The 8,349-nt window shown below is 52.1% G+C and carries 2 protein-coding genes; both read left to right on the top strand.

The features are described 5' to 3' along the window. Positions 1–249: 249 nt before the first annotated feature. Positions 250–5,487 (top strand): DEAD/DEAH box helicase, encoded by a 5,238-nt coding sequence (locus tag KP814_RS20010; protein ID WP_216738428.1) that lies wholly within the window; start codon positions 250–252, stop codon positions 5,485–5,487. Continuing rightward, positions 5,484–8,327 (top strand): helicase-related protein, encoded by a 2,844-nt coding sequence (locus KP814_RS20005; protein WP_216738427.1) that lies wholly within the window; start codon positions 5,484–5,486, stop codon positions 8,325–8,327. Before KP814_RS20010 ends, KP814_RS20005 begins: the two co-directional genes overlap by 4 nt. The last annotated feature ends 22 nt before the right edge of the window (positions 8,328–8,349 follow it).

Genomic DNA, 8,349 nt, shown 5'->3' with positions numbered 1-8,349 from the left:
CCGTTCGCCCCGTTCGCCCCGTTCGCCCTGAGCCTGTCGAAGGGCTCTTCGAAACGCAAGTAATTCATCAACAATTTTCCCTGCATTTTTGAAGTCCTTGTCTATACTTCTTTTCACCTGATCAAATTTCAACCAACAACCAAGGACGACTCAGGCGCCTCCATAAGATATGGAGCATTAGGATGTGATTTGTTTACTGCTTGATTTCACAGAAATTCCTGCACTAACAATCTTCAGGAAGCCTGAACGATGGACGTATTCGAATATCGCGATGCCGTAATCGCCGACTACGAAAGTTTCAGCCGAAGCTTCGCCAAAATCAGCGCCGCTGATGTCCAAAGTTTTATCTCTGAACGATACGAAAAAGGTCACTATTGGCCTGCGCCGCTGATTCAGATTAATCCTTCATTCGTTCCCGGCGACAATGTTGAAGCGTTAGCAGCAAAAGGGATTTTGCATAAAGAGTGCGCGAATATTTTCCGTTTTAACCGCAGCGATGCAAATCCCCAAGGCATTCCTGCGGGCCTGCATACGCATCAGCAGGCCGCCATCGGCTTGGCGCAAAGCAGACAAAGTTATGTGTTAACGACGGGGACAGGCTCTGGGAAGTCACTTAGCTATATCTTGCCGATTGTCGACGCGATACTGAAAGAGAAAGAACATAACTCCCGCCCTTCCATCAAAGCGATCATCATTTATCCCATGAACGCCTTGGTGAACTCACAGCTAGAAGAGTTGGAAAAGTTTCTTGGCCACTATGGCGACAACAAGCCTGTGACCTATGGAAGATATACCGGTCAGGAGTCCCAAGAAGCCCGCCACGCTATGTCGGCCAATCCACCGGATATTATCCTGACCAATTTCATGATGCTTGAACTGCTTATGACGCGGCAGGACGAGATTGATCGCCTCGTAATCCAGTCTGCGAAAGGTTTACGCTTCCTCGTACTGGATGAACTCCATACCTATCGAGGGCGGCAAGGAGCGGACGTAGCAATGTTGGTGCGTCGCGTTCGCGAGGCGCTAAACCCAGAAGTGTTATGTATAGGCACCTCCGCCACTATGGCCAGTGAAGGGTCGCTGGCGGCGAAGAACGCAGCCGTGGCGACCGTGGCCAGCAAATTGTTCGGCGCGCAAGTTAAGCCGGAAAATATTGTGACCGAAACGCTGCAGCGTATAACGACACAAGACATTGACCCAACTCCCGAAACACTGGCCCGCGCCCTGCAACAACCCATTCCTTCTGCTTCTGATTTCCATGCATTCTGCGCACATCCCATCTCAGTCTGGGTTGAGTCTACTCTGGGTTTGGTGTGGGAAGAGGACCGCTGGGTTCGCGCCAAACCCCAGAATCTAGCATGGGCGGCGGAGCGACTTTCCGCTGACTCGGGTTTAGACCGGCAATCATGTCAGGATTATCTCCGTCGGTTCTTGCTGGCGGCATATCGCTGCAAGAGTCCGTCAGGAAAGCCCGTTTTTGCATTTAGACTGCATCAGTTTATTTCTGGGCCCAGCCATGCTTATTCCACATTGGAGCCGGAAGGAAAAAGAGTGGTGGATCTTAGCGGCCAGCAGTTTCTGCCTGGCAGCAATCGGGAAAAATTGTTCTACACCCTCTATTTCTGCCGCCAATGTGGACAGGATTACCATCCTGTTTGGTATGAGAATGAAAGCGGCGAAGGCGCGTTAAAGCCCCGGGGTATTGATGACAAGAATAACGATGAGGAATCCAGTGATTGGGGCTATTTCATGCTCGATCCACAGCGTAGATGGGACGATGGCAATTACGAAAGCAGTTATCCGGAACACTGGTTAGAGGAAAAAAACGGCGATTACCGTCTTCGCAGCAGCTACAAAAAATTCAAACCAACCGAAACCTTTGTAAAGCCTGATGGAACCATCGATATTCAGGGCGAAAGAGGATGGTTCATCCCTGGTAGTTTCAGATTCTGTCTTAACTGCGGCTTTGTACACCGCGGGAAAAGCCGAGAAGCGAGCCGACTCACCTCTCTCAGTGGCGAAGGCCGCTCTTCCGCAACAACGGTGCTAACTATCTCTGCATTACGCTACTTGCTTGAGCGCGATACAGAGTTGAAGGACGACGCCAAAAAGCTGCTGGGCTTTACCGATAACCGACAGGATGCTTCACTGCAAGCAGGCCATTACAACGACTTTATTCAGATACTGTTACTCCGATCCAGCCTACTTGCGGCGGTTAAAAGCGCGCCAAACGGCTACCTCACGGACAGTCTTTTGTCACAATCAGTATTCCAATGTCTCGGGTTCGACCGAGTTGAGGAAAGGACACAGTATCTCGCCAACCCAGCCATTGATGGGCCAGGCTTGAGGAAAGCGGAGGAAGCGTTAAGGAATGTGCTCTCCTATCGGCTCTATTTTGATTTAAGAAGAGGCTGGCGCTTCAATAATCCTAACCTGGAGCAACTGGGATTATTAAAGATCGAATACGAAGGGCTCGCTGATCTCAGTCAGGACCAACGCAAGTGGGAAAATTTAAAATTTCCTGAGCTGCAGAATGTTTCGGTAGAAAGCAGATTTAAAGCCCTCAAAGCCGTTCTAGATACAATGCGCCGAGGTCTGTGTATCAAAAGCAGGTTCCTGGATGCTTATCAGCAAGAGCAGTTCAAGTCTCAAAGCTACGCACACCTTATAGAGCCCTGGGCTTTCACGGAAGAAGAGCAGCTTCAACCAAGTTGCACCATGATTCTGACAAGCAAACCCAAAGGCAGGAACAGCTACAATCTTATCACTGCCTCAAGCCGATCCTCATTGGGCCAAACCTTAAAAAGGTCCAACATATGGGGCGACGATCTTTCACTTCTTCCCAGAATAAATGACGCCAATTACCCTGATCTCATCTTAAGCTTAATCGGAGTGCTTCAAAGTTATGGTCTGGTCGAAGAAGTAAATGAAGAGAGAGGAATACAAGGCTATCAACTTGTTGGGGAGTTTATACAATGGATGCCCAGCGCAGGCGTATCCTCAACTGATCCGACGACCCCTTACAGCTCAGAAAACGAGTACTTCAAAAACCTATATCAAAACATCGCTGAATTTTTAGTTGCTGGAAACAGGACATTCTTTGAGCTTGAAGCTCGTGAACATACCGCCCAGGTCAGCATAGATAAACGGGAGGAGCGGGAAAAACAGTTCCGCGAAGCAACTTTAAAAACATTATTTTGCTCCCCTACTATGGAGCTTGGCGTGGATATCGCGTCCCTGAACTCCGTCTATTTACGCAATGTCCCTCCGACGCCAGCCAATTACGCACAGCGCTCCGGCAGAGCGGGTCGTTCCGGGCAGCCTGCCTTGGTCATCACCTACTGCGCCGCATTAAGTCCCCATGATCAGTACTTCTTTTCCGATCCCGCCCGCATGGTGCACGGTCATGTCAGCCCGCCCACCCTGGACCTGGCGAACGAAGACCTTATCGCCAGCCACTTACATGCCATCTGGCTGAGTGAAACCAAAAAGGTATTACCTAAGACCGTCAATCTGATGCTCGACATGAATCAGCCCTCGAACATGCCGGTTTTGGATGAGTTCGACATGCAGATGAACAGCGATAAAGTTCGCAGCCGAACCATAGAACGGGGTTTGGATATTATGAGAATGCTGGTTGGCGATATAGCAGTCGCACAAGGCGCCTGGCTTAGTGAAGAGCATTCTTTAGAGGAAGCCATCAGCCAGTGGATGAAGCGCAAGGTGAATGCCGCTTACAGAGAGTTTTGCGATTCCTTGGATCGTTGGAGGGAGCTGTACGCCTCAACTCAGGATCAAATGCAGAAAGCGCACCTGATCAATACCAATCCAGCGGCCAGTGAGACAGAGCGAAAAGCGGCTGGCCAACGTTACGGCGAAGCGCGAACGCAAATGGATTTATTGCTTGATGCGCATAGCGACACAAGCTCGGACTTCTCCACCTATCGCTATCTCGCCAGTCAGGGCTTCTTGCCTGGTTATAACTTCCCTCGCCTGCCTTTGCTGGCCTACATTCAAGGCCGACGCGGCAACATCGGTCGCGATAGTTTTCTCGCCAGACCGCGCTTTCTGGCCATTTCCGAATTCGGACCTTTAAGTCTTATTTATCATGAAGGCAGTCAATATCGGGTCAAAAAAGTCATCTTGGGCGTGCGTCCAGAGCAATCACTGGATCAGCCCGGTTTAGTCAAAGAAGAAGCCAGACTCTGCCCAGCCTGCGGATATGGACATTTTCATACTCAACTGGAGGATGAACTTTGTAACGCCTGCGGCGCTCCCATTGAGGGAGGAAAGCGTGTGTCCAATCTTTACCGTATCGACAACGTCAGCACCAAGAGAGCCTACCGCATCACCTGCGACGAAGAAGAGCGACAAAGGCAAGGTTACGAAATGCAGACCACCGTCCAGTTTCACCAGACTGACGGTCGCCTGCGCGTCACCCAAGGCGAGCTACTCAGCCAGGGGAGCCGCCTGTTTACGGTCCAGTATGCGCCCACCGCCACGGTTTGGCGGCTGAACCTGGGATGGCGGCGTAGAAAAAATCCATCCATCTACGGTTTCAACATCGACGCCGTTTCCGGCCAATGGAGCGCCGACGAACAAGCCGCCCAGGAAAACAGCGATGATCTGGCGCAAGGAGAAAACCATGTAGAACGTATCACGCCCTATGTGGAAGACCGACGCAACATTCTGATACTGAGGCCGGAGGCGGAGCTTAAACTTGATGAACATGCCTTGGCCACACTGCAATACGCCTTGAAACGCGGCATTGAAGAAGAGTTCCAGATTGAAGAAGCGGAGCTGGTGGTTGAACCGCTCCCCAGCCGGGATGACAGGAATACCATACTGTTTTATGAGGCGTCAGAAGGCGGCGCAGGCGTCCTAACCCGGCTGACCAGCAACAAATACGCCTTTGCGAGCATTGCAGAGCGCGCACTGAGAATCTGTCATTACTCGACAAACGACGGCTGGGCCAGCTTGCCTGAAGATATCAATTCCGACTGTGACGCCGGTTGCTATCGCTGCCTGCTCAGTTACTACAACCAGATTGATCACAAGCTGATTGACCGCAAAAACAGCGAAGCGGTCAACGCGCTTCTCAAGCTGGTCCACTCTGAACTACAAGTCGGCGCAGGTTCAAAACCCTACACTGAGCAGGAAGACTATTTAAAACAGCTTTCCGGCAGCTCGTTGGAAAGCGCCTTTCTGGATCATCTCAAGACAAACGGCCACCGGTTGCCGGATCAGGCGCAGGTTGTCATAGAAAAGTTCAGAACCCGACCGGACTTTGTATACAGCGATCACAACGCCGCCATTTACATAGACGGTCCTCACCATGAAATGCCGCAACGGCAAAAGCTGGACGAAGAGCTTTCGAGGCGGCTTCGCGCGCATGGATTAACCGTGATCCGCTTCCCTAAAGAACGTGAGCGCTGGCCATCTATCCTCGCTCAGTACCCAGATATTTTTGGGGCGGCGACGAAATGAACGAGCAAACTTTCAGTCCCGGATCTGTCGTCACGGCGAGAGGCAGAGAGTGGATAGTACTGCCGCAGAGCGACGCAAGGTTACTCCATTTACGCCCTCTCGGAGGCGGTGATGACGCCATCACGGCGCTGCTTCCAGAGTTGGAGCCCATACACTCCGCCTCCTTTCCGCCTCCACAGGTGGCGCACTCTGGCACACAAGCCGCAGGCCTGCTGTTGCGCGATGCGTTAATGCTGAAGTTACGGGCTGGCGCAGGGCCATTCCGCAGCTTTGGCTCCATCGCAATAGAGCCCCGCGCTTATCAGTTAGTTCCTCTTATGATGGCGCTAAAACTGGAAACCATTCGTCTGTTAATCGCGGATGATGTAGGTGTTGGCAAAACCATCGAGGCGAGCCTGATTGTCCGTGAAATGCTGGACCGTGCGGAAATAAACCGTTTTACCGTGCTATGTCCGCCCCATTTGTGCGAGCAATGGCATGAAGAGCTGAAAGAACGTTTCCATCTGGACGCCACTATCGTGCGCTCTACCACCGCGGCACGCCTGGAGAGAGGTCTACTACAGGACCGTTCAATATTTACAGAGCATCCTTTTACGATTGTGTCCCTGGATTACATCAAGAATAAAACCCGCCGCGACGCCTTCCTGCTTCATTGCCCCGAGTTCGTCATTGTGGATGAAGCTCATACCTGCGCCAGAACTGGTATGGGTCCTCATTTACGTTATGGACTATTAAAAGACCTCGCAGCGAAGGAAACCAGACACATGGTGTTGCTGACAGCGACGCCGCACAGTGGCGACGAAGAAGCGTTTTATAACCTGCTCTCATTGTTGAAGCCTGAGTTCGTCGATCTGAAAACCATAGACAATGCGGCGCATCCTCTTCGCCAGGCGCTGGCCAACCATTTTGTACAACGGCGCCGGCAGGATATTGGTGAGTGGAAAGAAGGCAACCTGTTCCCTGACAGACTGACCGGTGAAGCGACTTACAAACTGACGGGAGAATGGAACGCCATTTTCCATGATGTGCTTGAATACGCGCGCGAGCTGGTCAGTAGAGAGTCGGAAGGAACATTCAAGGCTCGAATGAACTGGTGGGCGGCGCTGGCGCTCCTCCGCTGTATCTCTTCATCGCCTCAAGCGGCGATACGCGCGCTCAATACGCGTCTCGACAACACTCTCTCCCCCGAAGGCAAGTCGCCTGACGAGGAAGACCAACGATGCCATATTGACGCCTTGAACGAGCAAGGCGCCATTAGCGTGCTGGACGGGTCTGATGACAACCTGACGTTGGACGATGTAGAGCCCGGCGCAGCCCAGGAAGAAGATGTTGAAATACTGAAGCGTTTAATTGAGCGCGCCAAACATCTGAAAAGCGGCAACGACCCTAAACTGCAAACCTTAAAACAGATTATCAAACCCGTGTTGGATGAGGGTTATAACCCCGTCATCTTCTGCCGTTATATCGCCACAGCGGAATACCTGGCGGACGAACTGAACTCCGCTTTTCCCCAACGGGAGGTCATTCATGTCACTGGCGATTTAACGCCGACAGAGCGACTTGAACGCATTGAGCAACTTAAGGACAGCGACAAAGCGCCATTACTGGTCGCAACAGATTGCTTATCAGAGGGCGTGAACCTGCAAGAGCAGTTCAATGCCGTTATCCATTATGACTTGAGCTGGAACCCGACCCGTCATGAACAGCGTGAAGGCCGGGTTGATCGCTTCGGCCAAAAGGCTAAAACCGTTAAGGCGCTCATGTATTACGGCGAGGAAAATCCTGTGGACGGGGCTGTCCTGCAGGTCATCCTCAGAAAAGCGGAAAGTATTCGCAAAGCCCTTGGCGTTACCGTTCCCATGCCCGAAGAAGGCGACCGCGCAGAACAAGCCCTGATGAAAGCCGTACTCCTGCGCAGCGGCAACTATATCGGCAGTAAAGGCATGGACGACCTGTTTGCCCAGGACGCTGACCTCCAGGCGTTAGACGCCAAATGGGAATCGGCTCGCGAAAAAGCCAGACGACACCGCACCTTGTTTGCGCAAAACCGGTTAAAACCGGAAGACGTCCTGCCGGAATGGGAAAAGGCATTTGCCGTGCTGGGAACAGAGGAAGACGTAAAGCGTTTTGTTTTAAACGCCTGCGAGCGCCTGGGCGCACCGTTGAGAAGTCTGAAGCATGGCGGCTATCAAGCCCCATTAACCCATTTCGGCGAAAAGCACCCCGGCCTTCGTGACCGCCTGGATGCGGCCGGCTTACTCACTCTAAAGCACATCGATTTCTACTATCCCTGCGCCCTCAAAGCGGAGTTTATACATCGCACCCACCCTCTGGTCTCACACTTGGCGGACTACCTTGCGGAACTGGCGATGAGCGGCGAAGACACAGACCTGATCGCAAGAGCTGGCGCTCTGTACACGAAGGACGTAGAAACGCGCACAGTCATCTATTTGCTACGCATCCGATCACGGTTGATTCTCAAAAGAACCTTGCATGAGTGCGACCTGCTGGCGGAGGAAGCGCTGGCCATCGCCATCAATGCTGATAACCAAGCCTCAGTCATGCCGAAAGATCAGGCCTTAAAACTGATGCAGGCGGCCGTGAGCAAGAATATGTGTAAAGAGGCTAAAGAGCGCGAATTGGCTGAGGAACTCAACCAATTGGAAGAAAAGCAGCCAATGTTTAGAAGCCTGGCGGAAGCGCGGGCCAAACAGTTATTAGCGGATCATCGCCGCACCCGCGAGGCGGCGCAAGCCAAAGGCAGCTATGAAGTAAAACCACAATTTCCTGTGGATGTGTTGGGCGTGTACGTGCTGAAGCCGGACCAAAAATATTTCTAAGCCCCCGGATACAGGCCCTCAC

The organism is Hahella sp. HN01, from assembly GCF_018986435.1.
Taxonomy (GTDB): Bacteria; Pseudomonadota; Gammaproteobacteria; order Pseudomonadales; family Oleiphilaceae; genus Hahella.
This window is presented reverse-complemented; position numbering and strand designations above follow the sequence as displayed.

What these genes read in the sequence shown, in the direction of transcription:
- KP814_RS20010 (WP_216738428.1), top strand. Translation starts at nt 250, where the DNA reads ATGGACGTATTCGAATATCGCGATGCCGTAATCGCCGACTACGAAAGT.
- KP814_RS20005 (WP_216738427.1), top strand. Translation starts at nt 5,484, where the DNA reads ATGAACGAGCAAACTTTCAGTCCCGGATCTGTCGTCACGGCGAGAGGC.